The 25,434-nt window shown below is 69.8% G+C and carries 24 protein-coding genes and 2 pseudogenes; 17 read left to right on the top strand and 9 right to left on the bottom strand.

What is annotated here, in order from left to right; translation table 11 throughout:
• Nucleotides 1-311 (bottom strand): annotated as a pseudogene (locus tag A7A76_RS19115) (hypothetical protein); the annotation flags it as partial.
• The gene (pssA, locus tag A7A76_RS19120; protein WP_206412699.1) at nt 308-1,096 is read right to left on the bottom strand and encodes a CDP-diacylglycerol--serine O-phosphatidyltransferase; all 789 of its coding nucleotides are present in this window, start codon (nt 1,094-1,096) and stop codon (nt 308-310) included. The pseudogene A7A76_RS19115 and the gene pssA, both read right to left, overlap by 4 nt.
• A gap of 121 nt (nt 1,097-1,217) precedes the next feature.
• On the opposite strand from pssA, the gene A7A76_RS19125 reads away from it, so the two are divergent.
• The 3 genes and pseudogenes from A7A76_RS19125 to A7A76_RS19135 all read left to right on the top strand — a co-directional run.
• Nucleotides 1,218-1,715 carry a DUF4124 domain-containing protein gene (locus tag A7A76_RS19125; RefSeq protein ID WP_206412700.1) on the top strand — a complete coding sequence of 166 codons (498 nt, stop codon included), beginning with the start codon at nt 1,218-1,220 and terminating at the stop codon, nt 1,713-1,715.
• 202 nt (nt 1,716-1,917) lie between these two features.
• The gene (locus tag A7A76_RS19130) at nt 1,918-3,633 is read left to right on the top strand and encodes a proline--tRNA ligase (RefSeq protein WP_206412701.1); all 1,716 of its coding nucleotides are present in this window, start codon (nt 1,918-1,920) and stop codon (nt 3,631-3,633) included.
• A gap of 427 nt (nt 3,634-4,060) precedes the next feature.
• Nucleotides 4,061-4,450 (top strand): annotated as a pseudogene (locus A7A76_RS19135) (H-NS family nucleoid-associated regulatory protein); the annotation flags it as partial.
• 156 nt (nt 4,451-4,606) lie between these two features.
• Here A7A76_RS19135 and A7A76_RS19140 read toward each other — a convergent pair.
• Nucleotides 4,607-5,869 (bottom strand): threonine/serine ThrE exporter family protein, encoded by a 1,263-nt coding sequence (locus tag A7A76_RS19140; RefSeq protein WP_206412703.1) that lies wholly within the window; start codon nt 5,867-5,869, stop codon nt 4,607-4,609.
• On the opposite strand from A7A76_RS19140, the gene A7A76_RS19145 reads away from it, so the two are divergent.
• From A7A76_RS19145 to A7A76_RS19175, 7 genes are all read left to right on the top strand, one after another.
• Nucleotides 5,868-7,157 (top strand): ABC transporter permease, encoded by a 1,290-nt coding sequence (locus A7A76_RS19145; protein WP_428995195.1) that lies wholly within the window; start codon nt 5,868-5,870, stop codon nt 7,155-7,157. The two genes, A7A76_RS19140 and A7A76_RS19145, sit on opposite strands and share 2 nt — an antisense overlap.
• Nucleotides 7,158-7,239: 82 nt before the next feature.
• Nucleotides 7,240-8,139 carry an ABC transporter ATP-binding protein gene (locus A7A76_RS19150; RefSeq protein WP_206412705.1) on the top strand — a complete coding sequence of 300 codons (900 nt, stop codon included), beginning with the start codon at nt 7,240-7,242 and terminating at the stop codon, nt 8,137-8,139.
• Nucleotides 8,136-9,020, top strand: coding sequence for a CPBP family intramembrane glutamic endopeptidase (locus A7A76_RS19155; protein ID WP_206412706.1), 885 nt, complete (start codon nt 8,136-8,138; stop codon nt 9,018-9,020). Before A7A76_RS19150 ends, A7A76_RS19155 begins: the two co-directional genes overlap by 4 nt.
• A gap of 34 nt (nt 9,021-9,054) precedes the next feature.
• Nucleotides 9,055-9,990 (top strand): MlaD family protein, encoded by a 936-nt coding sequence (locus A7A76_RS19160; protein ID WP_206412707.1) that lies wholly within the window; start codon nt 9,055-9,057, stop codon nt 9,988-9,990.
• Between the two features lie 38 nt (nt 9,991-10,028).
• Nucleotides 10,029-10,688, top strand: coding sequence for an ABC-type transport auxiliary lipoprotein family protein (locus A7A76_RS19165; RefSeq protein WP_206412708.1), 660 nt, complete (start codon nt 10,029-10,031; stop codon nt 10,686-10,688).
• Nucleotides 10,689-10,714: 26 nt separating this feature from the next.
• Entirely contained in the window at nt 10,715-11,113 is a 399-nt protein-coding gene (locus A7A76_RS19170; protein ID WP_206412709.1) for a hypothetical protein, read from the top strand.
• 118 nt (nt 11,114-11,231) lie between these two features.
• Entirely contained in the window at nt 11,232-12,416 is a 1,185-nt protein-coding gene (locus A7A76_RS19175; RefSeq protein ID WP_206412710.1) for a glycoside hydrolase family 16 protein, read from the top strand.
• A 406-nt stretch (nt 12,417-12,822) separates the two neighbouring features.
• On the opposite strand, the gene A7A76_RS19180 is transcribed toward A7A76_RS19175, so the two are convergent.
• Nucleotides 12,823-13,428, bottom strand: a complete 606-nt coding sequence (locus A7A76_RS19180) for an alpha-ketoglutarate-dependent dioxygenase AlkB family protein (RefSeq protein WP_206412711.1) — start codon at nt 13,426-13,428, stop codon at nt 12,823-12,825.
• A gap of 240 nt (nt 13,429-13,668) precedes the next feature.
• Here A7A76_RS19180 and A7A76_RS19185 point away from each other — a divergent pair, with 240 nt between their 5' ends.
• Together A7A76_RS19185 and A7A76_RS25945 are read left to right on the top strand one after the other, a co-directional pair.
• Nucleotides 13,669-15,324 carry an electron transfer flavoprotein-ubiquinone oxidoreductase gene (locus A7A76_RS19185; RefSeq protein ID WP_206412712.1) on the top strand — a complete coding sequence of 552 codons (1,656 nt, stop codon included), beginning with the start codon at nt 13,669-13,671 and terminating at the stop codon, nt 15,322-15,324.
• Nucleotides 15,325-15,456: 132 nt separating this feature from the next.
• Nucleotides 15,457-15,585 carry a hypothetical protein gene (locus A7A76_RS25945; RefSeq protein WP_277425856.1) on the top strand — a complete coding sequence of 43 codons (129 nt, stop codon included), beginning with the start codon at nt 15,457-15,459 and terminating at the stop codon, nt 15,583-15,585.
• Between the two features lie 327 nt (nt 15,586-15,912).
• On the opposite strand, the gene A7A76_RS19190 is transcribed toward A7A76_RS25945, so the two are convergent.
• Together A7A76_RS19190 and A7A76_RS19195 are read right to left on the bottom strand one after the other, a co-directional pair.
• Nucleotides 15,913-16,545, bottom strand: a complete 633-nt coding sequence (locus tag A7A76_RS19190) for a CoA transferase subunit B (protein ID WP_206412713.1) — start codon at nt 16,543-16,545, stop codon at nt 15,913-15,915.
• A gap of 85 nt (nt 16,546-16,630) precedes the next feature.
• Nucleotides 16,631-17,350 (bottom strand): CoA transferase subunit A, encoded by a 720-nt coding sequence (locus A7A76_RS19195; protein WP_206412714.1) that lies wholly within the window; start codon nt 17,348-17,350, stop codon nt 16,631-16,633.
• Between the two features lie 128 nt (nt 17,351-17,478).
• Here A7A76_RS19195 and A7A76_RS19200 point away from each other — a divergent pair, with 128 nt between their 5' ends.
• Complete coding sequence (locus A7A76_RS19200) at nt 17,479-18,387, top strand: ATP-grasp domain-containing protein (RefSeq protein ID WP_206412715.1); 909 nt, start codon at nt 17,479-17,481, stop codon at nt 18,385-18,387.
• Nucleotides 18,388-18,919: 532 nt separating this feature from the next.
• On the opposite strand, the gene A7A76_RS19205 is transcribed toward A7A76_RS19200, so the two are convergent.
• Nucleotides 18,920-20,332 (bottom strand): mannose-1-phosphate guanylyltransferase/mannose-6-phosphate isomerase, encoded by a 1,413-nt coding sequence (locus A7A76_RS19205; RefSeq protein WP_206412716.1) that lies wholly within the window; start codon nt 20,330-20,332, stop codon nt 18,920-18,922.
• Between the two features lie 176 nt (nt 20,333-20,508).
• Between A7A76_RS19205 and A7A76_RS19210 the strand changes: the two genes are divergently transcribed.
• From A7A76_RS19210 to A7A76_RS19225, 4 genes are all read left to right on the top strand, one after another.
• A complete protein-coding gene (locus A7A76_RS19210) occupies nt 20,509-21,351 on the top strand; it encodes a D-hexose-6-phosphate mutarotase (protein WP_206412717.1) in 843 nt (280 codons plus the stop codon).
• A 177-nt stretch (nt 21,352-21,528) separates the two neighbouring features.
• Nucleotides 21,529-22,275, top strand: coding sequence for an electron transfer flavoprotein subunit beta/FixA family protein (locus A7A76_RS19215; RefSeq protein ID WP_206412718.1), 747 nt, complete (start codon nt 21,529-21,531; stop codon nt 22,273-22,275).
• Nucleotides 22,275-23,216 carry an electron transfer flavoprotein subunit alpha/FixB family protein gene (locus A7A76_RS19220; RefSeq protein ID WP_206412719.1) on the top strand — a complete coding sequence of 314 codons (942 nt, stop codon included), beginning with the start codon at nt 22,275-22,277 and terminating at the stop codon, nt 23,214-23,216. The genes A7A76_RS19215 and A7A76_RS19220 overlap by 1 nt, the downstream gene beginning before the upstream one ends.
• Before the next feature lie 75 nt (nt 23,217-23,291).
• Entirely contained in the window at nt 23,292-23,765 is a 474-nt protein-coding gene (locus A7A76_RS19225) for an NUDIX domain-containing protein (protein ID WP_206412720.1), read from the top strand.
• A 19-nt stretch (nt 23,766-23,784) separates the two neighbouring features.
• Here the strand turns inward: A7A76_RS19225 and A7A76_RS19230 are convergent, their stop codons facing one another.
• Together A7A76_RS19230 and A7A76_RS19235 are read right to left on the bottom strand one after the other, a co-directional pair.
• Nucleotides 23,785-24,153, bottom strand: a complete 369-nt coding sequence (locus A7A76_RS19230; RefSeq protein ID WP_206412721.1) for a hypothetical protein — start codon at nt 24,151-24,153, stop codon at nt 23,785-23,787.
• Between the two features lie 51 nt (nt 24,154-24,204).
• Nucleotides 24,205-25,434 (bottom strand): polysaccharide biosynthesis protein, encoded by a 1,230-nt coding sequence (locus A7A76_RS19235; RefSeq protein ID WP_206412722.1) that lies wholly within the window; start codon nt 25,432-25,434, stop codon nt 24,205-24,207.

A 25,434-nucleotide genomic window follows, 5' to 3' on the forward strand; every position in this document is an offset into this window, starting at 1 on the left:
CGCAAGGCGGCCGGGTCGAACAGGGCCAGCACCTCGGCGTCGCCGGGTTCGCGCCGGGCGGCGCGCAGCAGATTGCGCAGCAGCGCATCGTCGGCGCCCTGCCCGCGCTCGGCCGAGGCCGGCGGGGCACGCCGGCCGGCATCGCCGCGCACGTTTTCAGCGTTTTCGGATGCTGGGGAACGCACGGCTTCGCCACGCACGGGGGGCTCGGCGGCGCCCGTCGCGGCGCCCTCCTCGCCGGCCAGCGCCAGCACCGAGTAGCCCATCGCCTGCAGCCACTGGCGCTGCTGCGCGTCCCACAGCCCGCTCATGCCGCCCCCGCTCCGCCGGCCGGCGGCGGCTCGGGCGCGCGCCGCAGCCGGCGCCAGACCGCCTGGGCCGGGCCGGACAGCGCATACGGGGCGAAGATCGCCAGCAGCACCCGCGGCGGGTCGATGGCGATGGCCACCAGCACCGCCACCACCACCAGGATCGCCAGGAACGGCACCCGGTCGTTGCGCGGGCCGCTGCCCTTGAAGCTGACGTAGCGCATCCGGCTGACCATCAGCAGGCCGGCGACCACGGTCACCGCCAGCGCGGCGTAGCGCAGCTCCTCGCCGGACAGGTCGAAGCTGTGACAGGTCCAGACGAAGCTGGCGACCAGGCCGGCCGCGGCCGGGCTGGCCAGACCGATGAACCAGCGCTTGTCGACCTGGCCGACCTGGGAATTGAAGCGCGCCAGGCGCAGCGCCGCGCACGCGGCGTAGAGGAAGGCGCCGACCCAGCCGATCTTGCCGGGGATCACCCCGTCGAGCTTGGTCGCCTCCAGCGCCCAGTGGTACATCACCAGCGCCGGCGCCAGACCGAAACTGATCAGGTCGGCCAGCGAGTCGTACTGCACGCCGAACTCGCTCTGGGTGTTGGTCAGCCGGGCGACCCGGCCGTCGACGCCGTCGAGGATGGCGGCGACGAAGATCGCCATGCAGGCCTCGTCGAAGCGGCCCTGGGTGGCGGCGATGATCGCGTAGAAACCGGCGAACATGCCGCCGGTGGTGAACAGATTGGGCAGCAGGTAAATGCCGCGTCCGCGCGGGCGGGGCGAGGGTTGGGGTTCCATAACTGGGAAGTGTAGCGCTTGCCGTCGTCATGGCAGGATGCTGCAATTCCGTTTCCCCCCGCCGTACCGCGGCCTGGTCCGCGTTTTCCGACGTTCCGCTGCCCCGCTTCCGGAGCCATCCATGTCCCGCACCTCCCGCATTTCCGCCCGACGCGCCCTGCCGGCGCTGGGCCTGGGCGCCGTCCTGGCCGCCCTGGCGGCCTTCCCGGCCGCCGCCACCGACCTGTACCAGTGGAAGGACGCCCAGGGCGTCACCCACTACTCCGATTCGCCCCCGCCCGGCCAGTCCGGCAGCGGCCAGGTCAAGAACCGGGTGATCCGCAACAAGACCGGCACCGCGACCCAGACCGCCTCGGTGGCCGCCCCGGGCGAAAGCGCGCCGTGCGTGAACGCGCGCGCCAACCTCAAGCAGTTGCAGAGCTCGGCCCAGGTCGGCGTGGACAGCAACGGCGACGGCAAGCCCGACAACGTGCTCGACGCGCAGCAGCGCGCCGCCCAGGTGCAACTGGCCGAAGCCTCGATCCGCGCCTACTGCAACCCCGCGCCGACCACGCCTCCGGTCAACAACACCAATCCCAACCCCAACGCCGGCGGCGGCCAGAAGCAAGCCGACAGCTGAGGCCGGCGGCCGCGCCGCCGCGAGGACCGCCGCCCGTCCGCGGCGGTCTTTTTTTTTCCGCGCTTTATCGCGGCCTTGTCCGCGCGAGCGCGGCCGGCGCCGCGTTCGCCGCGCTCTACCCGCCGCTTGCGGAACCCGCCGCGCCAGCGCGCCGCCCCCGCATGGCACACTGTCGCCCTTTCCAGCCCACGAATCCCGACCGATGCGCCTGTCGCAGTTCCATCTCCATACCAGCAAGGAAACGCCCGCCGAAGCCGAGATCGTCAGCCACAAGCTGATGCTCAAGGCCGGCATGATCCGCAAGCTCGCCGCCGGCCTGTACACCTGGTCGCCGCTGGGCCTGCGCGTGTTGCGCAAGGTCGAGCGCGCGGTGCGCGAGGAGATGACGGCCGCCGGCGCGATCGAAGTGCTGATGCCGGCGGTGCAGCCCAAGGAACTGTGGGAAGAGACCGGACGCTGGGAGAAGTTCGGCGGCCAGTTGCTGAAGATGCAGGACCGCAAGGAAGCCTGGTATTGCTACGGCCCCACCCATGAGGAAGTCATCACCGACTTCGCCCGCAACGAGCTGGCCAGCTACAAGCAGCTGCCGGTCAACTTCTTCCAGATCCAGACCAAGTTCCGCGACGAAATCCGCCCGCGCTTCGGGGTGATGCGCGCGCGCGAGTTCCTGATGAAGGACGCTTACTCCTTCCACGTCAGCGACGAAGACCTCGGCCGCGAATACCGCAACATGTACGACACCTACGGCCGCATCTTCACCCGCCTGGGGCTGAAGTTCCGCGCCGTGTTCGCCGACACCGGCGCGATCGGCGGCAGCGCCTCGCACGAGTTCCACGTGCTGGCCGATTCGGGCGAGGACGCGATCGCCTTCTCCGACGGCTCCGACTACGCCGCCAACGTCGAGCTGGCCGAAGCGGTTTCGCCGGGCCCGCGCGCGGCCGCGGGCGAAGACCTGCGCAAGGTCGAGACCCCGACCCAGAAGACCTGCGAGGACGTCGCCGCGCTGCTCGGCATCGCGCTGCAGCGCACGGTCAAGTCGGTGGCGATTGTCGGCAGCGACGCCGACGGCGCCGCGCAGTTCGCGCTGGCGCTGGTGCGCGGCGACCACACGGTCAACGAGATCAAGCTGTCCAAGCTCGCCGGCCTGGGCGAATACCGCCTGGCCACCGAAGCCGAAATCCTCGAACACCTCGGCGCGCAGCCGGGCTTCCTGGGCCCGGTCAAGCCGGCCAAGGCGATCCGAGTGATCGCCGACCGCAGCGTCGCCGCGCTGGCCGACTTCGTGGTCGGCGCCAACGAAAACGGCTACCACCTCGCCGGCGTCAACTGGGGCCGCGACCTGGCCGAGCCGGCCGAGGTCGCCGACATCCGCAACGCGGTCGCCGGCGATCCCTCGCCGGACGGCCACGGCACCCTGAGCATCGCCCGCGGCATCGAGGTCGGCCACGTGTTCCAGCTCGGCCGCAAGTACGCCGAGGCGATGAAGCTGAGCGTGCTCGACGAGACCGGCAAGGCCGCGACCCCGGCGATGGGCTGCTACGGCATCGGCGTGTCGCGCATCGTCGCCGCCGCGATCGAGCAGAACCACGACGACGCCGGCATCGCCTGGCCCGAGGCGATGGCGCCGTGGCAGGCGGTGGTGTGCGTGATCAATCCCAAGAACGACGCGGCCGTGGCCGACGCGGCGCAGGCGCTGTACCAGGACCTGATCAAGGCCGGCGTCGACGCCGCCCTGGACGACCGCGGCCTGCGCCCGGGCGCGATGTTCGCCGACATGGAGCTGATCGGCGTGCCGCACCGCGTGGTGGTGTCCGAGCGCGGCCTGGCCGCGGGCAGTTTCGAATACCGCCACCGCCGCAGCGACGCGGCGGAGAATCTCGACCGCGCCGCGGTGCTGGCGCGCATCGCCGCCGCCTGAGCCGGCCCCGCAGGCCGCAAGGATTCGCCGGTGCCGCCCCGCTGCGGGGCGGCGTCGGCGTCCCGGCCGAACCGCGGCAAGCAGGTTTCGTGCCCGGTTTAGATAACCGCCGTCGCGTTGCGCGATATTCGCGCCGGTATTCCCTCGGCGCACCGGCGCCGCGCCCGCCGTCCCGCGCCCGCCTTGTTTCGCGCCCGCCTTGTTTCCGGCCGCCCGGCGGCGGCGCGACGCCCGCCTGCGCCGATTCGTGTCGATACGCGCCGGTTTATCCCGTCGCCCGCCCCTGCCGCCGCGCCGATTACCGCCGCGGCCTGTTAAATATGCGGGGGATATACCGTCGCGGCATTTACGCCGCGCGACGCTGCCCTTACTATGCTGCCGCGTGCCAGGGACTGGCCGTTATTCCGACCATACTCCCGGAGGCCCCATGACGATCGATATCTCTGCGTTGTCCGCGAAAGAACTCGAAAATCTCATCAGCCAGGCGAAAAAGCGCAAGACCACGCTGAACAAGCGCAAGCCGATCGCCGCGGTGCGCAAGAAAGTCGTCGCCCTGCTCAAGGCCGAAGGCTACGCGCTGGAAGAACTGTTCGGCGGCGCCGCTCCCGCCGCGCGCGCCGGCCGTCCGGCCAAGGCCGCCAAGAGCGCCGCGTCCGCCACCGCCGGCGCGCGCAAGGCGCGCAAGCCGCTGGGCAAGGTCGCGCCGAAGTACCGCAACCCGGCCAACACCGGCGAAACCTGGACCGGCCGCGGCAAGCAGCCGCGCTGGCTGGCCGCCTACACCGCCGGCGGCCGCAAGCTGGACGAATTCCTGATCAAGTAATCGGGACGAAAAAGCAAAATCCCCCGAAACCGCCGGCCTTGAGCCGGCGTTTTCATTTAGCTTTCCCGCTTTTATCCAATCGGGCAATTCCCCGCGCACCCGGAATCCCGCGCGGACGAATCAAAGCGCCCGATCCCCCATCCCGCGCCTTTACAGATTCCGCCGCGACGGCAACAGCAGATTGCCGAATATCAACCCGGCGATCAGCGCCAGCAGGATATTCACCACCGCCAGCACCGCGTCCTGCCCGACCTGCACGTCCTGCTGCTGCAGCATGTTGAGCAGGCCGCGCAGGCTGACGCTGCCGGGCACCAGCAGGATGATCCCGGGCACGCGGATGATCGCGCCCGGCCGGTTGCCCCAGCGCGCATACGCATTGCCCAGCGCGGTCATCACCAGCGCCGCCAGGAAGATTCCCGCCGGGCTGCCCCAGGCCAGGCCGACGAAACGCGAGATCAGATAACCGCCGGCGGCCGCCGCCATCACCTTGGGATAATCGGCGCGGTGGGCGCGGAACAGCACGGCGAAGGCATAGGAGGCCACCGCCAGCCCGCCCCATTCCACCCACGATTCCTGCGGCCGCCACGCCCGCACCACCGGCTCCAGCCCGACCAGGTCGGCCAGGTACAGCCCGATCACCGTGCCCACCGCGAGTTTCACCACCGTGGTCACCGCGCCGGCGAAACGCGCCGTGCCCGAGACCAGATGCTGGCTGGTCAGTTCGTTGACCGCGTTGGTCAGCGCCATACCCGGCAGCAGCACGATCAGCGAGGCGATGATGACCGTGTTCTGGTTCAGCGGCGCGACGAAGTTGGCCACCAGCACCACCACCGCGGCGGCGAACATGCCGGCGATGGCCTCCAGCGCCTCGCGCAGGCGCGGGCGCTGGCCGGACACGTCGACCAGCAGGCCGATCATCAGGCCGTTGATCGCGGCCACGCCGATGTCCAGCCACGGCAGCCGCAGCAGCGCCGCCACCGCGCCCGCGGCCAGGCCGTAGCCGAACACCTGCATCGCCCGCCAGCGGCGCGTGCGCGGGCGGTCCAGCGCCTCCAGCGCGGCGTGGCCGGCGGCCAGGTCCAGGCGCCCGGCCATCACGTCCTCGGCGATGCGGTCGGTCTCGCTGAGCCGGTACAGATCGTTCTCGCCCGGCGGCAAACGGATGACCCGGGTGGTGTCGCTTTCGCCGAGAGGGCGCTGCGGATCGCTGAAGGTCAGGATCAGGCCGGTCGGGTTCGACCAGGGTTCGCATTCCAGGCGCAGCCGCGAGGCGACCGCGGTGACCGCGCCTTCCAGCCGCTGCGAGGTGGTGCCGTAGCTGTGCAGGCGTTCGGCCAGCTCGACCACGAAGGCGATGCGGGCGGCGTAGCTGGTGGCGCTGAGCGGATGCGGGACGGACATGGCGGAAAGCATGGCACGCGCGCGCGTCGCTGGGCAGCCGGTCCGCGCAGGCCCTGCGCGCCGACGCGAACCGCCCGCGCGCGCGCCGCCGGCGCGCATCCGGCCGGCGCATGAATTGCGCGGTCCACGCGACACTCACCTCGCCATGCCTAGCCTGTATCCTCCCGCCCGAGGCCCTATGACCGTACCGACCACGCAAGCGCCGGAACTCACCGCCGAGGGCGAAGAGCCCTCGCGGCTGCGCCTTTCCGGCTGCTGGACGCTGGAGCACGCGCTGGCCATCGGCGAGGCGCTCAAGCGCGCGCCGGCGCAGGTCGAGGCGGTCGACGCGACCGGCGTAGAACGCCTGGATTCGGTCGGCGTGCTGCAGCTGATGCGCTACGCGCGCCGGCACCAGCTCGATTTCGACGGCATCTTCCGCTTCCACGAGGCCCACCGCGCCCTGGTCAGCGCGATCGAGGACGTCGCCGACGAACGCCCGAAGAAGAAGCGCGAATACGGCTTCCAGGCCGCGCTCGGCCGGCTCGGCTTCGCGGTCACCGACAACTGGAAGGAAGTGCTGGCGCTGATCGCCTTCTTCGGCGAAACGCTGGTGAAGATGCTGCGGCTGTTCAAGAACCCCGGCCGCTTCCGCCCCACCGCCACCGTCCACCACATGGAACAGGTCGGCCTGGACGCGGTGCCGTTGATCGCGCTGCTGTGTTATCTGGTCGGCGCGGTGGTGGCGTTCCTGGGCTCGACCATCCTCAAGGACTTCGGCGCGACCATCTTCGTGGTCGAGCTGGTCAGCATCGCCTTCCTGCGCGAGTTCGGCGTGCTGCTGACCGCGATCGTGCTGGCCGGCCGCACCGCCAGCGCGTTCACCGCGCAGATCGGCGCGATGGTCAGCCGCGAGGAAGTCGACGCGATCCGCACCCTGGGCATGGACCCGGTCGACCTGCTGGTGATCCCGCGGGTACTGGCGCTGCTGGTGATGTTGCCGCTGCTGACCTTCATCGCGATGATCGCCGGCCTGCTCGGCGGCCTCACCGTCGGCGCCTACGGCCTGGACATCCCGCCGCAGCAATACCTGGCGCGCATGCACGACACCATGCAACTGCGCCACTTCCTGGTCGGCATGAGCAAGGCGCCGATCTTCGCCCTGCTGATCAGCCTGATCGGCTGCCTGGAAGGCCTGCAGGTCAAGGGCACCGCGCAGTCGGTCGGCGAGCGCACCACCTCCAGCGTGGTCCAGTCGATCTCGCTGGTGATCGTGCTGGATGCGTTCTTCGCGATCTGGTTCATGGAGATGGGCTGGTGAAGCGGGGAATCGGAAATCGGGGTTGGGGAACCGGGGCTGCGCGCGACGCCGGCAGCTTCGTCCGCGCGCCGGAGAGGCCGCTGTGACGGTTCCCCACCATCCAACCCCCAACCCCGCCGCCGACGGCGGCAACGACGACGTCGTCATCCGCATCCGCGGCCTGGTCAACCAGTTCGGCGAGCAGACCGTGCACGACGGCCTCGACCTGGACGTGCGCCGCGGCGAGATCATCGGCGTGGTCGGCGGCTCGGGCACCGGCAAGTCGGTGATGATGCGGTCGATCCTGGGCCTGCGTAAGCCCAACGCCGGCGAGATCGAAGTGCTCGGCATCGACGCGCGCAGCCCGGATCCGCTGCTGCGCCGCGAGATCGAGCGCAACACCGGCGTGCTGTTCCAGGACGGCGCGCTGTTCTCCTCGCTGACCGTCGGCGAGAACGTGCAGGTGCCGCTGAAGGAGTACCACAGCGACCTGCCCGATTCGCTGCGCTACGAACTGGCGCTGCTCAAGGTCAAGTTGAGCGGCCTGCCGGCCGACGCCATCGACAAGCTGCCCTCGCAGCTGTCCGGCGGCATGCGCAAGCGCGCCGGCCTGGCCCGCGCGCTGGCGCTGGACCCGCCGCTGCTGTTCCTCGACGAGCCCACCGCCGGCCTCGACCCGATCGGCGCGGCCGCGTTCGACCGCCTGATCCGCACCCTGCAACAGGCGCTGGGCCTGACCGTGTTCCTGATCACCCACGACCTGGACACGCTCTACGCCATCTGCGACCGCATCGCGGTGCTGGCCGACAAGAAGGTCATCGCCTGCGCGCCGATCGAGGAAGTCGAGAAGCTCGACCATCCGTGGGTGCAGGAATACTTCCACGGCCCGCGCGCGCGTGCCGCGCAGGTCGCGCGCGACAACAACGAACGCCACGACGACGCGCACGGACGCGGCGGCCGCGCCGCGGACCGCCGCACGGACGAGGATGCCTCGGCCCGATGAACGCCGCGCTCGCCGATCCCGGCACGCTGTGGAGCGTGTCGATCTGGGGCCTGTTGTGCGCGGCCGCGGCGACGCTGTGGTGGCCCAAGGCGCGCGCGGCGAGCTTGGCGCTGCTGGCGCTTGCGCTGCTCGCCGGGTTCGCGCACGGAATCCTCGCTGCGTCGGCGCTGGCTTCGCTGGCGCTGCTGGGGCTGGCCGCGTGGCTGGTGCGGCCGGCGCGGCCGCGCGCGGCGCGCATCGGCGGCCACGTGTTGTTCGTGCTGACCGCATTCGCGCTCGGCCTGCATCTGCTGCCGGGCTTCGGCAATCCGCAACTGGTCGCCGATCTCGAGCTCAGCGCGGATGCGGCGCCGATGTCGCTGTACCTCAACTTCGACAAGCCGCTGGCCGGGTTCTGGCTGCTGCTGTGCTGGCCGCTGCTGCGGCTCTGCGCGGCCGGCGAGCGGCCGCTGGCGACGTCGCTGGGCGCGGGCCTGGCGGGCGCGGCCGCTGCGGCGCTGCTGTGCCTGGGACTGGCCACCGCGCTGGGCCTGGTCGCCTGGGCGCCGAAGTGGCCGTGGTTCGGGCCGCTGTGGGCGCTCAACAACCTGCTGCTGGTGGCGCTGACCGAAGAAGCGATGTTCCGCGGCTACCTGCAGGACAGCCTGCAGCGGCGCTGGCAGGCGCAGCGCTACGGCGCGCACGCGGCGATCGCGCTGTCGGCGCTGGCGTTCGGGCTGGTCCATCTCGGCGGCGGCTGGCGCTTCGCGCTGGCGGCGACGCTGGCCGGGCTGGCCTACGGCTGGGCCTATCGCAAGGGCGGCCTGGCCGCGGCGGTGCTGGCCCACTTCGGGCTGAACCTCGTCCATTTCACCCTGTTCACCTACCCCCTGCTGGCATGATGCCGGCCGGGCTCATGCCGTTCGAAGGTGCCTGATGGAAACCAAGGCCAACTACGTGCTGATCGGAGCGTTCACCATCGTGGTGACGCTGTTCCTGTTGCTGTTCGCGTTGTGGGCGGCCAAGTACTCCTCGGAGAAGAGCTGGCGCGAGTACGCGGTGATCTTCAACGAGCCGGTCACCGGGCTGTCGGAAGGCAGCACCGTGCAATACAACGGCATCGGCGTGGGCACGGTGCAGCAGCTGAGCCTGGCGCCGGACGATCCGCGCCGGGTCATCGCCAAGCTGCGCCTGCAGGCCGACGCGCCGGTCAAGACCGACACCCGCGCCAAGCTGTCGCTGACCGGCATCACCGGCACGCCGATCATCCAGCTCACCGGCGGCAGCCCCAACAGCCCGCGCCTGGCCGAATCCAGCAACGGCGACGTGCCGATCATCCAGACCGAGGCCTCGGCGCTGCAGAACATCGCCGACACCGCCAACCGCCTGGTCGCGCGCCTGGACCAGGTGCTCAGCGACGACAACGTCAAGCACGTCTCCAACACCCTGGCCAACATCGAATCGCTGACCGGCTCGATCGCCGACCAGCGCGGCGACCTGCGCGCGCTGATCGCCAACGCCAAGAAGTCCAGCGAGCAGCTCAACCAGACCCTGGCCACCACCAACCGCGCGGTGGAAAGCGTCGACCGCGAACTGGCGCAGAAGCTGCCGGGCATCATCAACAAGCTCGACAGCACCCTGACCAAGCTCGACTCGGCCGCAACCGGCGCCAACGGCATCCTCAACGACAACCGCGCCGCGATCAGCAGCTTCGCCAACGACGGCCTGGCCCAGCTCGGCCCGACCCTGGGCGAACTGCGCTCGCTGGTGCGCGACCTGCGCCGGATCAGCGACCGCCTGGAAGGCAACCCGACCCGCTACCTGCTCGGCCGCGACGCGGCCAAGGAATTCGAGCCGGAGAAGGCCCGATGAGCACCCGCACGCCCCGCCGCCACGCGAGCACCATTCCCATGACGACGACCCGCGCCCCCCGCCCCGCCGCGCTGCGCCTGATCGGCGCCGGCCTCGCCGCCGCGCTGGCGCTGTCGGGCTGTTCGATCCTCGACGAAAAGCCGAAGAACCCGACCACCCAGTACGCGCCCGACCCGCGCGTGCCGGCCGATCCGTCCTGGCCGCAGGCGAACTGGCAGCTGTCGCTGAGCGCGCCGAACGCCGCGCGCATGATCGACAGCCTGCGCATCGCGGTGCGCCCCAGCGGCGACGAGATCCAGGTCTACAAGGGCGCCGCCTGGGCCAAGCTGCCCAGCAGCATGATCGAGGACGCGCTGCTGCGCACGCTGGAAGACTCCGGCAAGATCGCCGCGGTCGCGCGCCAGGGCAGCGGCATCGGCGCCGACTACAAGCTGGTGCTGGACCTGCGCCGGTTCGAATCCGACTACGCCGGCAACGCCGTGCCCTCGGCGGTGATCGAGATCAACGCCAAGCTGTTCCACAACGCCGACCAGAAGGTGGTCGCCTCGCGCACCTTCCTGCAATCCACCCCGGCGGCGAGCGTCGAAGTGCGCGACGTGGTCGCCGCGTTCGAACGCTCGCTGGCGGCGAGCACGAGCGAGATCGCCGGGTGGACGCTGGTGTCGGGCGATGCGCACGAGAAGGTCCATCAGCGCTGAATCCGGCGCAGTCGTTCGCGACCGACATGGACAATCCCTACGCCGCCGCGCGCGCTCCGGTTCCGCAACCGCCGCCGCGCCGCGCGCTGTTTTCGGGCTTCGTCGCGGCGGCGATCTGCCTGCTGACATGGCTCATGGTGGTCGTGAACATGGGCGGCCAGTCGTATCGTTTTTCGAAGGCGGGATTCTTCGTCGAGCCTGCGCGCACGGATGAAATCGCAGGTGTGCAAGCGTTGTGGTATTACGGCCAGCAAGCCCTGATCGCGGCATCGGCGCTGTGCCTGCTGCTGAGCCTGCCGCGGATTCGCGCCGGCAAGTTGCGCTGGGCGCGCTACGCTACGATCTGGCTGCTGGCCGCCTGCTCGTACGCGCTGAGCGACTTCCTCTGGAGGTCGTTGCATTCCCTGATCGCCGGCATTCCCTGAGCCGGCGCCACAACGACAGCTTGCCGACAGCGTTGTAACCAGTGATCGCCGGCACGGCCCGCGACCGATCGCACTCCTAGACTGCGCGCCGATTCCCTCGTGCGTCCCGGAGTTCGCCATGCTCGTCCCTTATTCGAAACGCCGCCGCAACACGCGCCGCCGTGCGCTGCTCGCGCTGGGCCTGGAAGCGGCCGCCTGCCTCGGCCTGGCCCAGGCCACGCCGGAGGGCACGATCGATTACGAAACCGTCGGCGCCGCGCCGCTGCGCGCGATCGGCCGCGACCTGCAGGCGCCCGACGCGAGCCAGAGCGTGCTGTTCGGCGCGCGCCTGCAAAGCGCGCAGCCGGCCACCTACGAGCAGATCGTGTTCGCCGTGCGCGACGCGCAGGACCGCAATTTCGATCTCGGCCACCAGAGCAATTACAGCGTCGGCGCGAGCGAGCGCGAACTCACCGGCAGCGGCCGGTTCCCGCCGGGGCAGTACCGCTACTGGCTGTCGTATTACGCCGGCGGCCGCTGGACCAGCCTGGCGCCGGAACGCAGCTTCACCGTGTCCGCGGCCGCGCCCGGCGGCGACCCGGCGAGCACCCGCCCGCTCGGCGCCGGCAGCGACTGGGTCTACACGTTCGGCGACGAATTCGACGGCAGCGCGGTGGACTGGAACACGTGGGCCGACAACTCCTCGGCCGAATCCGACCACGGCCACGGCAATCCGGGCAATCAGCAACTGGAATGGAACCAGGCCGCCAACTGCTCGGTCGCCGGCGGTTCGCTGCGCATGCTGGCCAAGCGCGAACGCGTGCGTTCGCCTTCGGGCCGCACCTACGACTGGACGTCGTGCCTGCTGTCCTCGCACAAGCGCTACAACTTCCGCTACGGCTTCATCGAAGCGCGCATGAAGCTGCCGGCGCTGCCGGGCTTCTGGCCGGCGTTCTGGACCTTCCAGGCGCCCGGCGCGCAGCAGTGGAACGAGACCGACGTGTTCGAGTACTACTCCGACAACAAGCGCCGGCTGTATTTGAACCAATACGTGATGAAGAACGGCGTCGAGGATCTCGATGCGTATCCGCTCGATATCGATTTCGATCCCAGCGCCGGCTGGCATGTCTACGGCGCCGACATCGCGCAGGACGCGACGCGCTTCTACATCGACGGCAAGCTGGTGCGCACCACCCGCAACGCCAGCCAAATCGACAGCTCGATCCTGGTCGATCACTTCGTGTATTCGGTGAAGCCGCCGGCGGCGTCGACCCAGTCGGAAACGACGTATGTCGATTACATCCGCGCGTGGCAGCGGCCGTAAACGCGGCCGGCAGCCAAGCGGTTCGCGGCGCAAGCCATTCGAAGCCGCAAGCGGCGCCGTTCGAAGGAGGCCGTTGCGAGATCGGTCCGATCTGAGCCAAGAGCGTCGGGCCTGAAGGCCCTCCCACACCGAGGGCCTCATACCGGGCCGCGCCCGCTCGGTCGGGTGGGCCTTCAGGTCCGGCGCTTTTTGGCCATGCGGCACGGCCTTGAGCCCGATGCCTTTGTGGGAAGAGCTCCAGGCCCATGCCTCTGTGGGAAAGACCTTCACAGCCCGATGCCCTTGTCGGAAGACCTTCAGGGCCCGATGCCCTTGCGGGAAGACCTTCAGGGCCCGATGCCCTTGTGGGAAGACCTTCAGGGCCCGATGCCCTTGTGGGAGGACCTTCAGGCCCGACGCCTTCCGCTCAGATCGCCGCGCCTGCCCGCGGCGAGATCACCCGGAACGTCAGATTGATCCGCTCCCCCACCGGCCGCGCCGTGCGCGGCAGCGCGTGCCGGTAATTCGCCTGGGTCGGCCCGGACATCAGCAGCAAACTGCCGTGGCCCAACTCCAGCGTCGCCTTCAAACCCGGATCGCGCCGGTGCTTGAGGGTAAACCGCCGCCGCGCGCCCAGGCTCAGCGACGCGATCAGCGGCGCCGGCCCCAGCTCGGGTTCGTCGTCGCTGTGCCAGCCCATCGCGTCGCGGCCGTCGCGGTAGCGGTTGGCCAGCACGCTGTTGAACGCCACGCCGCACTCGCGCGCCAGCCGCTCGCGCACCGGCAGCAGCGCCGGCGGCCACGGATGCGGGCGGAACTCGGCACCCGAATAGCGATAGCGCGCGTCGGCATCGCCGATCCAGCTGCTCAGCCGCGGCGAATCGTGCTCGCGCCCGAACAGGCGGATGCGGTGCACCTCCCAGGCCACCTGCGCGCGCAGCGCCGCGAACAGCGCGTCGGCCGCGTCGGCGTCGAGCCAATGCGGGTCGTAGGCCAGTTCGGCGTCTTGCAGCGGCAGGCGGGTCGGCGGCATCGGCCGGCACGCTAGCACGCGCGGCGGCGCGGCCGCGATCCGATTCCTGCGCCGCGCAGCGCAGCCCGGCATTCCATACCCCACCGCACCGATCCGGCTGGAAACCGTTTCAAACACGGCGCGAACGCGCGTACTTTCGCGCCGCGGACGCGGCCGGGGCCGCGATTCGCGCCGGCGGAAATGGCGCCTGCCGGGCAAACCCGCGACAATGGCGGGATTGCACGCAAGAGTACCGCCAGCATGAGCGAACAGCCGACCGGCACGGTCCCGTCCGACACGCCAGCCATCGAGATCGAACGCGACGTCATGGAGTACGACGTCGTCACCGTCGGCGCCGGCCCGTCCGGCCTGGCCTTCGCGATCCGGCTCAAGCAGCTCAACCCGGAGCTGTCGGTCTGCGTGATCGAGAAGTCGAGCACGATCGGCGCGCACATCCTGTCCGGCGCGGTGATCGAACCCGGCCCGCTCGACGCGCTGCTGCCGGGCTGGCGCGACAACCCGCCGCCGATCTGCGTGCCGGCCAAGGACGACGAGTTCTGGTTGATGACCAAGACCGGCGGCTACAAGTCGCCGATCGTGCCGCCGGACATGAACAACCACGGCAACTTCATCGTCAGCCTCGGCGCGATGTGCGCGTGGATGGCGCCGCAGGCCGAAGCGCTGGGCGTGGAGATCTACGCCGGCTTCGCCGCCGCCGAAACCCTGCACGACGACGACGGCCGCGTCGCCGGCGTGCGCATCGGCGACATGGGCATCGCCAAGGACGGAACCCACAAGCCCGGCTTCACCGCCGGCATCGACATCCGCGCCAAGGTCACCGTGTTCGCCGAAGGCGCGCGCGGCCACCTGACCAAGCGCCTGATCAAGCGCTTCAAGCTCGACGCCGACAGCGACCCGCAGGGCTATTCCATCGGCATCAAGGAGCTGTGGCAGGTGCCCGAAGAGCGCACCAGCCCGGGCAAGATCGTGCACAGCGTCGGCTGGCCGGCCGACAGCCATACCTATGGCGGCAGCTTCCTGTATCACCTGGACAAGGGCCGCATCGCGCTGGGCTATGTCAGCGGCCTGGATTACCGCGACCCGGACTACAAGCCGTGGGAAGCGTTCCAGCAGTGGAAGAACCACCCGATGATCAAGCCGCTGCTGGAAGGCGGCAGCATCGTCTCGTCCGGCGCGCGCGCCATCGTCACCGGCGGCTGGCAGTCGCTGCCCAAGCTCGAGATGCCCGGCGCGCTGCTGATCGGCGACACCGCCGGCCTGCTCAACGTGCCCAAGATCAAGGGCACGCACCAGGCGATCCGCTCGGGCATGCTCGCCGCCGAACATCTGGCCGCGCAGCCCTCGCTCGACAGTGCCGGCTTCGACGCCAAACTGCGCGCGTCCGAGGCGATGGCCGAGCTCAAGAAGGTGCGCAACATCAAGCCCGGCTTCAAGAAGGGCTTCTGGTTCGGCATGCTCAACGCGGCCTGGGAAACCCTGGTCGGCGGCGGCTCGCCGTGGACGCTGAAGAACAAGGCCGACTGGTCCTCGCTCGACAAGCTCGGCCAGGCCGAGCAGCCCAAGCGCGACTACATCGACCGCAGCCTGGCCCCGCGCGACCGCCTGGCCGGCGTGTACTTCGCCGCCACCGAGCACGACGAAGACCAGCCGGTGCATCTGAAGGTCGCCGACACCAACGTCTGCGTAACCCAGTGCGCGACCGAATACGGCAACCCCTGCACCCGCTTCTGCCCGGCCGGCGTGTACGAAATCGTCGAGGAAGCCGGCGCCAAGCGCCTGCAGATCAACGCCGCCAACTGCGTGCACTGCAAGACCTGCGACATCAAGGACCCCTACGAGATCATCACCTGGGTAACGCCGGAAGGCGGCTCGGGGCCGAATTACCAGAACATGTAAGCGGCGCGGGCCCGGCCCTGCGTTCGGCGCCAAGGCGCGATCCTCACCGATCGCGCCTTTCGCGTTTTATCGGCAGCCTCCCTGTAGGAGCGGCGCGAGCCGCGACCGCGGCAGTCGCGCGACGGCGCAAGCTTGAAGCACTACAAATCCGAAGCCGTGCCGGATCGCAAGCCCACCCGGCAGCCGACCGACCGCGTCGCGGATTGCGCCGCTCCTGCAGTCACCCCGGCTTTCGACAGCATGACCGGCTCGAAACCATGAGGCCCGACAGCCTGCGCGCTTGATCGCACGCAACCAGCGCGGATCGGCCGCCGCAGCGGATCGGCGTTGCACAGGGACGAACCGGCCAGCCGACGGCCGGATCCGATCGTCCAAGCGCGTGCACAGGCCACGCACCGCATCGACGCAGCTTTTGGCCTATAGACTGCAGTAACTCCGCCGAACGCTGGCCGTTCAGCGCCCCGGCTGCCCGATTCATGTCGCCTCTCGGCGAGACCCCACGCCGCCGAACGCACCCGCCGCCCATCGGCGCCTCCACGAAAAAGCCGCCTCGCGGCGGCTTTTCCGGTCCCGCGCGCGGGGCGAAGGTCAGGCCGTGCGCAGCGCCACGCCGGTCTTTTCGCGCAGTTCGTCCTCGCCCACGCCGGGCGCGGCTTCGACCAGCACCAGGCCGTCCGCGGTCACGTCCATGACCGCCAGCTCGGTGATGATGCGGTTGACCACGCCCAGGCCGGTCAGCGGCAGGGTGCATTCGGGCAGGATCTTGTGCTCGCCGTTCTTGGCGGTGTGCTCCATCAGCACCACCACGCGCTTGACGCCGGCGACCAGGTCCATCGCGCCGCCCATGCCCTTGACCATCTTGCCGGGCACCATCCAGTTGGCCAGGTCGCCCTTGTGGGTGACCTGCATGGCGCCGAGGATGGCCAGGTCGATGTGGCCGCCGCGGATCATCGCGAAGCTGTCGTGGCTGCCGAAGTAGCTGGCGCCGGGGCGCGCGGTGACGGTCTGCTTGCCGGCGTTGATGAGGTCGGCGTCGACTTCGTCCTCGCTCGGGAACGGGCCGATGCCGAGCAGGCCGTTTTCCGACTGCAGCCACACGTCCATGCCGTCGGGAATGAAGTTGGCCACCAGGGTCGGCAGGCCGATGCCGAGATTGACGTAGGCGCCGTCGGTGAGTTCCTGCGCGGCGCGCTGCGCCATTTGGTCGCGGGTCCAAGCCATGGGAGTTCTACCTGTATTGAGAGGCCGCACACTGGAGTGGCGGCGATGAAAGCGGGTGTGCGCCGCAAGGCGCGTCGTTCGCAGCTCAGCCGGCGCGCACCGTGCGCTGCTCGATGCGCTTCTCGGGCGTGGCGTTGACCACGATGCGGTCGACGTAGATGCCCGGCAGGTGCACCTGGTCCGGATCGATCTGGCCGACCTCGACCAGTTCCTCGACTTCGGCGATGCACACCTTGCCGGCCATCGCGCAGGCCGGATTGAAGTTGCGCGCGGTCTTGCGGAACACCAGGTTGCCGGACTTGTCGGCCTTCCACGCCTTGACCAGCGACACGTCGGCCTTGAGCGCGGTTTCCATGACGTAATGGTGGCCGTCGAACTCGCGCGTTTCCTTGCCTTCGGCGACCACCGTGCCGTAGCCGGTGCGGGTGTAGAAGGCCGGAATGCCGGCGCCGCCGGCGCGCAGGCGCTCGGCCAGGGTGCCTTGCGGGTTGAATTCCAGCTCCAGCTCGCCGGACAGGAACTGGCGCTCGAACTCCTTGTTCTCGCCGACGTAGGACGAAATCATTTTCTTGATCTGGCGCGTTTCCAGCAGCAGGCCCAGGCCGAACCCGTCGACGCCGGCGTTGTTGGAGATCGCGGTCAGGCCCTTGGCGCCGCTGTCGCGCAGCGCGCCGATCAGCGCCTCGGGAATGCCGCACAGGCCGAAACCGCCGACCGCCAGGGTCTGGCCGTCGGCGACCACGCCCTGCAGCGCTTCGTGTGCAGAGGGATACAACTTGCTCTTGGCGGCGACCGCGTCGGCCATGGGACAGCTCCTGTGAGGGATGCGCCCAGTTTACCGCGCGGCCCCGCGCGGCAGCAGCGGACTTTCGGGCAATACCGGCACGGTGCCGTGGCGGTGCCTTGATGGCGCACCGACGCTAGACTTGCGGCATGAGCCGACTCGCCCTGGTCACCGCCATCGCCAGCGCCGGACAGGACGACGACCTGTCGCCGCTGCTCGACGCCTGCCTCGCCCGCGGCCTGCACGCCGAAATCCGCGCCTGGGACGACCCCAGCGTGGCCTGGGCCCGATACGACGCCGTATTGCTGCGCTCGCCGTGGGACTACACCGAGCGCTACCCCGAATTCCTGGACTGGTGCGAGCGCGCCGACGCCGCCAGCCGGCTGATCAATCCCTGGCCGGTGCTGCGCTGGAACAGCGACAAGCGCTACCTCGCCGACCTGGCCGCGCGCGGCGTGCCGGTGGTGGCCACCGCCTTCGTCGAACCCGACGCCGACGCGCTGCCGGCGCTGCAGGAGTTCCTGGCCGCGCACGCCGACGCCGAGGAGTTCGTGGTCAAGCCCACCGTCAGCGCCGGCTCGCGCGACACCCAGCGCTATGCGCGCTCGCAGGAGTTCGCCGCCGCCAACCACCTCGCCCGCCTGCTCGAAGAGGGCCGCAGCGCGATGCTGCAACCGTACCTGGCCGCAGTGGACCGCGACGGCGAGACCGCGCTGATCCATTTCAACGGCGTCTTCAGCCACGCCATCCGCAAGGGCGCGATGCTGCAGCGCGAGGACGCGCTGAACCTGCGCGCGGTCGAACGCATCAACGCGCGCGAAGCGGCCGACGACGAACGCACCGTCGCCCTGCACGCGCTCAACGCCACTGGCGCGCGGCTGGACCTGGAAGAACCGCTGGCCTACGCCCGCGTAGACCTGATCCGCGACGCGCAAGGACAGCCGCAACTGCTGGAACTGGAGCTGTGCGAACCCTCGCTGTTCTTCGCCCACGCACCAGGCAGCGCGGAGCGCTTCGCCCAGGTGCTGGAAGAGTTGCTGGCGACGGCGGGCGGGTAAGGCCGGCGAGCGCGGTCGTGTCGCGACCTGCGCAGATCGCCGCGATGGGGCGCCGAAGGCCCGCTGTAGGAGCGACGCGAGTCGCGACCGCGGGAATCCAGCTACGCCGAAACTTTCATCGTGGTTGCGTTGACGCGGTCGCGACTTGCGTCGCTCCTACAGGCAGATCGCGCAGATCGCCGCAATGGGGCGCCGAAGGGCCGCTGTAGGAGCGACGCGAGTCGCGATCGCGGGAACTCAGCTACGCCGAAACTTTCATCGCGGTTGCATTGGCGCGGTCGCGACTCGCGTCGCTCCGACAGGCAGATCGCGCAGATCGCCGCGATCGGGCGCCGAAGGCCCGCTGTAGGAGCGACGCGAGTCGCGACCGCGGGAACTCAGCTACGCCGAAACTTTCATCGCAGTTGCGTTGGCGCGGTCGCGACTCGCGTCGCTCCTACAAGTAGACCGCGCAGATCGCGGGGCGCTGAAAAAACGAAGACCGGCCTGGGCCGGTCTTCGTTGACTAGCGGTTTCGGCGTGCGCGCGACGCTTACGAGCGGCCGTACACGTCCTCGAGCCGGACGATGTCGTCCTCGCCGAGGTAGCCGCCCGACTGCACTTCGATCAGCTCGACCGGCTCGGTGCCGCGGTTGCGCAACCGGTGCACGCTACCGAGCGGGATGTAGGTGCTCTCGTTCTCGCGCAGTTCGAATACCTTGTCGTCGCAGGTCACTTCGGCCACGCCCGACACCACGATCCAGTGCTCGGCGCGCCTGTGGTGCTTCTGCAGGCTCAGCACGCCGCCGGGCTTGACCTCGATGCGCTTGACCTGGAACCGCTCGCCCATGTCGATGGAGTCGTAGTTGCCCCACGGTCGGTAGACCTTGCGGTGGAACAGGTGCTCCTGGCGCCCGGCCTGCTTGAGCTTGTCGACGATGGTCTTGACGTCCTGCACGCGATCCTTGCGCGCGACCAGGGTCGCGTCGGGCGTGTCGACGATGACCAGGTCTTCCACGCCGATGGTCGCGATCATGCGCCGGTCCGACGCGCGCACCAGGCTGCCGCGGGTGTCCACCGAGATCACGTCGCCGTCGTAGCGGTTGCCGTCGTCGTCGCGCTCGGCCACCGCCCACAGCGACGACCACGAGCCGATGTCGCTCCAGCCGCAGCTCACCGGCACGACCGCAGCGCGCGCGGTCTTTTCCATCACCGCGTAGTCGATGGAGTCGTTCGGGCTGGCCGCGAACTCGTCCTTGCCGACGCGGATGAAGTCGAGGTCGCGGCTGGCCTTGGCGTACGCGGCGCGCGCGGCGGCGAGGATGCCGGGCGCCAGCGCCTGCAGCTCGTCCAGATAGCGCTGGGCCTTGAACAGGAACATGCCCGAGTTCCAGGCGTAGGTGCCGGCGGCGACATAGCCTTCGGCGGTGGCCAGGTCGGGCTTCTCGACGAAGCGGCTGACCTTGAACCCGCCCTCGCCCAGCGCGTCGCCGCGGGCGATGTAGCCGTAGCCGGTCTCGGGATAGTCGGGGGTGATGCCGAAGGTGACCAGCCAGTCCTGCTCGGCCAGCACGGTCGCGCGCGCGACCGCGTCGCGGAAGGCTTCGACGTCTTCGATCAGATGATCGGCCGGCAGCACCAGCATGGTCGCGGACGGGTCTTCGCCGACCAGGTGCAGCGCGGCCAGGGCGATGGCCGGGGCGGTGTTGCGCGCGCTGGGTTCCAGCAGGATCGCGCCGTTGGCCACGCCGATGCCCTGCAACTGCTCGCCGACCATGAAGCGGTGGTCTTCGGCGCAGACCGTGACCGGCGCGCCGGTGTCGGGCAGCGCATTGGCGCGCAGCAGGGTTTCCTGGAACAACGAGTGGTCGCCGATCAGCGAAAGGAACTGCTTGGGCTGATTCTGGCGCGACAGCGGCCACAGGCGCGAACCGCTGCCACCACTGAGAACGACGGGGTGAAGCATCCTGGCTCCAGATTTCGGAACGAAAAGGGGCGACAAGAATAGCCGAACCCCCGTTCCCCCAGGCTTCACAGCGCCTAAACCGCCGCGGCCGGGCGCCCGGTACTATGACCGGCGTGCCAGCTTGGCGCGGCCCGTGCCGCCATGCTGGCCCCCCTTTCGCCGCCATGGACGGAACGATGAACGCGCCTGCCCTGCCCGCTAGCCTGCAACTGAACGGACCCGGCGACTCGCGCGTCGAGGCCAGCGCCTTCGGCGCGCACGTGCTGTCCTGGCGCTGCCGTGGCCGCGAGCGGCTGTACCTGAGCCCGAACGCGAGCTTCGGCGCCGGCAAGGCGATCCGCGGCGGCGTGCCGGTGATCTTTCCGCAGTTCGCGCTGCGCGGCGACGGCCCGCGCCACGGCTTCGCCCGCACCCTGACCTGGGAGGCCGACCCGCAGCCGACGCGGCTGTCGTTCCAGCTGCGCGACCGCGAGGAAACCCGCCGCCACTGGCCGCACCGCTTCGAGGCCGCGCTGGACGTCGAACCCGGCGAGGACCGCCTGCGCATCGCCCTGAGCGTGCGCAATACCGACCGCGCCGCGTTCGAATTCAGCGCCGCCCTGCACACCTACCTGGCCGTGGCCGACATCGAGGCGACCCTGGTGCACGGCCTGGAAGACCGCGGCTACGTCGATTCCGCCCACGGCGACGCCGCCTGCCCGCCCAGCGACGCGCCGGTGCGCTTCGACGGCGAGGTCGACCGCATCTACGCCGGCACCCGGCGCCCGCTGCGCATCACCGACGGCGAGCACATGCTGCGCTGCGAGGCCGAGGGCTTCGCCGACACGGTGGTGTGGAACCCCGGCGCCGAACTGGCCGCCGGCATGGCCGACCTGGAACCCGACGGCCACCGCCGCTTCGTCTGCGTCGAGGCCGCGCAGGTGCTGCAGCCGGTGCGGCTGGAACCCGGCCAGGCCTGGACCGGGGCGCAGATCCTGGTGGTGGAAAGCTCCTCGGCGCAGTACCGGATCGGCGGCTGAACCGACCGCGCACGGCGCGCCCGGCCCGCAACGACGGCCTCTAACGTCGGCGATCGGCGCCGAACGTCCGCGCCGGGGCGGGTCTGGCGGCCGACTGCGTCGGCTGGCCGTCTCCGCTACAATCGAGGGCTGCCGGCCGTTCCCGGCCGGGCACCCCCCACAAGGAAATCCCGCACGATGAAGATCCTCGTCGGCTACAAGCGCGTGGTGGACTACAACGTCCGCATCCAGGTCAAGCCGGACGGTTCCGGCGTGATCACCGACGGCGTCAAGCTGTCGGCCAATCCGTTCGACGAAATCGCGCTCGAAGAGGCCCTGCGCCTGCGCGACAAGGGCATCGCCACCGAAGTCGTGGTCGCCACCATCGCTCCCGCCGACGCCCAGGCGCACCTGCGCAACGGCCTGGCGATGGGCGCCAACCGCGCCATCCACGTGCTCAGCGACCAGCCGATCCAGCCGCTGACCGCCGCGCGCGCCCTGCTCAAGCTGATCGAGAAGGAACAGCCGGACCTCGTCATCCTCGGCAAGCAGGCCATCGACGACGACGCCAACCAGACCGGCCAGATGCTGGCCACGCTGTGGGGCCGCCCGCAGGCGACCTTCGCCTCCAAGCTCGACGTGGCCGACGGCAAGGCCACGGTCGTGCGCGAAGTCGACGCCGGCCTGGAAACCCTGGAAGTGGACCTGCCGGCGGTGGTCACCACCGACCTGCGCCTCAACGAGCCGCGCTTCATCAAGCTGCCGGACATCATGAAGGCCAAGAGCAAGCCGATGGAGACGATCGCGTTCGCCGACCTCGGCGTCGACGCCGGCGACACGCTCAAGACCACCCATTACGCGCCGCCGCCGAAGCGCAGCAAGGGCGTGATGGTCAAGGACGCGGCCGAACTGGTCGCCGCACTCAAGGCTAAGGGGCTGCTGTAATGAGCAAGGTTCTCATCGTCGCCGAACATCTCGAAGGCAAGCTCAACGCGTCCACCGCCAAGTGCGTGTCGGCCGCGCAGGCGCTCAAGCCCGAATCCATCGACATCGTCGTGCTCGCCGCCGACCCGGCCGGCGTCGCCGCGCAGGCCGCGCAGATCGCCGGCGTGGCCAAGGTGCTGGCCGTGGCCAACGCCGCCAACGCCAACGCCATCGCCCAGGTGCAGGCGCCGCAGATCGCCGCGCTGGCCAAGGGCTACAGCCACGTGTTCGGCCCCTCGACCACCTTCGGCAAGGACCTGATGCCGTGCGTGGCCGCGCTGCTCGGCGTGGCCCAGGTGTCGGACGTGATGGCGGTGGACGCCAGCCACACCTTCAAGCGCCCGATCTACGCCGGCAACGCCATCGTCACCGTCGAGGCTCCGGCCGACCACACCGTGGTCGCGACCGTGCGCACCGCGTCGTGGCCGGAAGCCGCCAAGGGCGGCAGCGCCGCGGTCGAAACCGCCACGGCCGAGGCCGCGCTGCCGGGCCACACCCGCTATGTCGGCCTGGCCGCCGGCAAGTCCGACCGCCCCGACTTGCAGAGCGCCAAGCGCGTGGTCTCCGGCGGCCGCGGCGTCGGCTCGCAGGAGAACTTCAAGATCATCTACGACTTCGCCGACAAGCTCGGCGCGGCGGTCGGCGCCTCGCGCGCCGCGGTCGACGCCGGCTACGTGCCGAACGAGCTGCAGGTCGGCCAGACCGGCAAGATCATCGCGCCGGAGCTGTACGTCGCCGTCGGCATCAGCGGCGCGATCCAGCACCTGACCGGAATCAAGGACGCCGGCACCATCGTCGCGATCAACAAGGACGGCGAGGCGCCGATCTTCGAGATCGCCGACATCGGCCTGGTCGGCGATCTGTTCAAGCTGCTGCCGGAACTGGAAGCGGCGCTGGGCTGAGGCCCCTCCCGCACCTGTCCGCTCCCTTGCGCCATCGCCGCCGCACCGCCGGCGGCGATGGCGCGGCGACGATCGATGACGCGATTCGACGCGCAGTTCCCCAAGAAACGCATCTCCGCAGGCTGCCTGATCCGCAGCGACGACGGCCGATTGCTCATCGTCAAACCGAACTATCGGGAGGGCTGGCTGCTGCCCGGCGGCATCATCGAGGCCGGCGAATCGCCCGCGCAGGGCCTGCGCCGCGAATTGATCGAAGAACTGGAACTCGATGTGGGCACCGGGCTGCGCCTGGTCTGCGTCGATTATCTTTGCGCCGATGCGAGTTACGCGGAAAGCCTGCATCTGCTGTTCGACGGCCCGGTTTTGGACGCCAGCGCACGCGCGCGCCTGCGGCTGGACCGCTCGGAACTGACCGAATTGCGTTTCTGCGCGCCTGCGCAGGCCTATGCATTGCTGGTGCCGAGCATCGCTCGCCGCCTGGCCACGATCGAGAACGGGCAAGGCCCTGTCTATCTCGAAAGCGGCGCCGCGCCGGGCTGCGCCGGCTGACCCGCCGGGGCGGCCTGGGTCAGGCGGCTTTGGTCAGGAGCATCACGCCGGCGAAGATCAAGGCCACGCCGACGCCGCTGCTCCAGGTGAGTTGCTCGCCCAGGATGAAGATCGCGCACGCCGCCGAAGCCGCCATCGTCAACCCTACCGCGATCGGATACGCCACGATCAGCGGAGCCCGGCTCAGGATCACCATCCAGGTCAGGAAGCTGAAAACGTACATCGACGCGCCCGCCGCCAGTTGCAGCGCCGGCAGGTTGAACAGCCCCTGTTGCGCATAGGCGAGCTTGAACGCCGGAAAGGTGTGCTTCACCAGCACCATCCCGCCCACGCTCATCACGGTGTAGATCGAGAACAGGAACGGAAGGCTGGTCAGGAATCGCAGCACGGTTTCGTACTCCAGGGCGCAGGATGCGGCGGCCGACGCGGGCGCGCCGGCTCAGAGCCGGTCGTCGAGGTTCTTGCCGGTTTCGCGGTGGGAAAAGTTGGGGATCGCCCGCTCTATCGATTCCACGATCACGCGCTTGTCCAATTCGCCCTCGACGCTGTTGACCGCGCGGTCGAGCATTTCGACCACGCCGTCCGACAGCGCCCGGCTCTTGACATGCTTCACCGCGCCCAACGAATCCATGCCGGTATCCATCGGCTCCTCGCCGAAACCGACGAACTCCTCGTAGGGCTTCTCCCCGCTGGTGTCCAGCGGCGTCAGCAGCAGCGGCCAGCGGCCTTCGCGGGCCAGCACCGGCAGCGCGTCGCGCGCGGCCTGCTCGTCGTCGAAGGCTTGCGCGCGCAGCCCGGCATGCTCGAGCACGCGCGTGGCCACGTCTTCCAGCAACTGCAGCTCGCCGACCGGGTCCAGGCGCGGGAACAGCACCTGGCCGTCGCCGCCGAGCAGCGCGGCCAGCGCGCAGATCTCGCCGGATTCGCGTTGGGATACGAAGTAGCGGCGCGTATCGCGCGGCACCGCCAGCGGTTGCGACTTGGTCAAGCGATACAGGAAGCCCTGCAGCAGGCTGCCGTTGGAGAAGGCGACGTTGGCGAAGCGCGCCGATACCGAGGTCGCGCCGTCCAGCGCGGCGACGTCGAACACGATGTCCTCCATCAACCGCTTGCTCGCGCCCATCAGGCTGGTCGGATTGGCGGCCTTGTCGGTGGACACGGCGAAGTAGCGCGCGCCGTGGCCGCCCTGGGTCAGCCAGCGCTTGAAGCGCACGTGCCGGACCACGTTGGTGTCGATCATCTGCAGCAGCGAGTAGACGTCCTTCTCCGAGCGCACGTGCTTGAGCGCGGCGAAGTTCATGACGATGTCGTACGGCGCCGAGTCGGCCAGGAAGCGGCCCATCACCGGCGCGCCGTAGTCGATCGGCAAGGTGCGGAAATCGCCCACGTCCAGGCCGCCCGGGCGGCCGCGCAGGTCGCGCACCAGTTCGGCCAGGTAGTTCTCGCTCTGGTCGACCACGTGCAGCGCGGCCGGGCCGAGGCCGGAGATCAGCATCGTGGTGGCCGAACCGATGGTGCCGCCGCCGCCGACCACCAGCACGCGCTTGCCGGCCACGGCCGCGCGCAGGTCGTCGCGGCGGCGCTCCAGGTCGTCGGCGAACTGCGAACGCTCGCGCCGCAACACCAGCCGGTCGAGGGCGGCTTGGTCCACCCGCATGGTTTCGTACAT

The sequence above is a fragment of the Lysobacter enzymogenes genome (genome assembly GCF_017168095.1).
Taxonomy (GTDB): domain Bacteria; phylum Pseudomonadota; class Gammaproteobacteria; order Xanthomonadales; family Xanthomonadaceae; genus Lysobacter; species Lysobacter enzymogenes_D.